Source organism: Lactobacillus apis (genome assembly GCF_002837055.1).
Lineage (GTDB): Bacteria > Bacillota > Bacilli > Lactobacillales > Lactobacillaceae > Lactobacillus > Lactobacillus apis.
Window position 1 is genome coordinate 1 of record NZ_PDKP01000043.1, and the last position, 2,055, is coordinate 2,055.

General features: G+C 33.7%; 3 protein-coding genes. 2 read left to right on the forward strand and 1 reads right to left on the reverse strand.

Annotated elements, in window-relative coordinates:
- On the forward strand, positions 1-365 hold a 365-nt coding region (locus tag CRG87_RS07700; protein ID WP_133125505.1), incomplete at its 5' end, for a DUF975 family protein.
- 216 nt (positions 366-581) lie between these two features.
- On the forward strand, positions 582-1,673 hold the full coding sequence (locus CRG87_RS07705) for a Fic family protein (protein WP_083213217.1): 1,092 nt from the start codon (positions 582-584) through the stop codon (positions 1,671-1,673).
- 117 nt (positions 1,674-1,790) lie between these two features.
- On the opposite strand, the gene CRG87_RS07710 is transcribed toward CRG87_RS07705, so the two are convergent.
- Positions 1,791-2,018: a hypothetical protein gene (locus tag CRG87_RS07710; RefSeq protein ID WP_046308016.1), complete on the reverse strand. Its 228-nt coding sequence runs from the start codon at positions 2,016-2,018 to the stop codon at positions 1,791-1,793.
- Positions 2,019-2,055 lie beyond the last annotated feature (37 nt).

Sequence of the window (2,055 nt, forward strand, 5' to 3'; positions counted from 1 at the left end):
TCGCTGTTTTCACTGATGGCCGCTTTATTCCTGAGTTTCTTAATTACTTTTTAAGCTACATTTTTCAGTGGCTTTGGACGCTGTTGTTAATCATCCCTGGGATTGTTAAATCATACTCTTACGCATTAACACCATACATTGTTAATGATATGGTAGCCAGTGGGAAAGAAGTACACGCTACTACTGCCATTACTGCAAGTCGCCAGTTGATGAAAGGCCATAAGTGGGAACTGTTTGTCTTAGACTTAAGCTTCATTCCTTGGTACCTGCTCGGTATCATTACGCTTGGAATTGGCTATCTCTGGTTAGTTCCCTATATTTCAACGACTAAAGCCAATTTTTATCGTAACTTAGCAGGTGATTAATTCAGTAATTAAGGCTAAAAATTAGGCATGTAATGCAGAAATAACTATATTAGTTAGAATAAACCACGGATAATAATAGAGTATCTGCTAAGAAAACCACTTAAGTAATTTTACTTAGGTGGTTTTTAAGAGAAAAAAGAATAGTAATGCAAAGTATCATAATCATCTTTTGAATATCTTGATCATTTAGGATAAAATGATCAAGATATTAATGGGATGAGCAAGATAAAGTGGGTGATGGCGATCAAGAAGTTTGATTATCAAAAACTCAATAATTTTAAATATACAAACACATTAATAAACAAACTAACGCAGATTTACAACCTTAGCGGAAAAACAGACAGTTATGAAACTAATTATCGCGATACTTTAGATAGATTAGTTGAAGTTGCTAAAGTTCAGAGTACTAGTGCATCTAATAGAATTGAAGGAATCTATACCACTAATGAGCGACTTAACAAAATTATGGAAAAAAAGACCGATCCTAGGAATAGAAGTGAGCAAGAAATCTCAGGCTATCGTAATGTATTGGAACTAATTCATGAGCAATATGATTATATACCGATAAATTCTAATTCAATTTTAGATTTACATAAAAGATTATTCGCTTATACTGATAGCACTTGGGGCGGACAATTTAAAGATAGTGATAACCAAATTATTACTGAATATTTTGACGGACGGCGAGAAGCTAGATTTAATCCACCATCTGCACTTCTTACACCGCAGTTGGTACAGGAGCTGTGTGATTCTTATAATCAAGCTTTACAGGCTAATACTAATAGATTTTCTCCATTGATTTTATCGGGAGCATTTGTTTTTGACTTCGTGTCGATTCATCCATTTCGAGATGGTAATGGCCGAATGTCGCGTTTGTTGATGTTGCTGACAATGTATAAAGCAGGCTTTGACGTAGGAAAATATGTTAGTATTGAAAAATCTATAGAAGATACTAAGTCAGAGTACTATCGAGTTTTAAAAGAGAGCTCGGTCGGTTGGATGGATAATACCAATGATTATTTACCATTCTTGGATTATTTTTTAAGTGTAGTTTTGGAAGACTATCGTGAATTTAATGAGCGAATGAGCATTATTAATCAATCAGATTTACCTGTCGATAAACTTGTTTTGAAGACTTTGAGAAAGGCCTTGCAGCCATTATCTATCAAGGAAATTAATAATAGCATTCCCCAGTACAGTGAGATAACAATTCGTCGCGCGCTTAAAAAATTGCGAGAAGATGGCAAAATTGAGAAATTTGGTAACGCACGTGCAACGAAATATGGTTTGAAGATTAATAAGTATTGAGATAGTAGAACAATGTAGTCTTAGAATGGACATCCTTAAGCATGACTTTATTCATAATAAAAGACAACTAAGTTGATTATTTACAGCTTAGTTGTCTTTTTAGTTTATAGATATTAATTAGAATCTGTTTAAATCATCAAGGTTAAACAATTTCCCCGCATATTCTGAACTGACATCATCAGCATCCTTTAGTGCTTCCTTGATTTGATTGGAATTTAAATGATCAATGAGATAAGCCTTTAAAGCAGCGTTGGTCAGGTCATCTAAGTCAGTTCCGGTAATCTGAAGATACTTTTCTGCCAGTTTTTCTACTTTTCCATTTAATTCGATTTTTTTCCTACTCATTTTTCCACCTTCTAATAATCGTTTCTATTATAACATT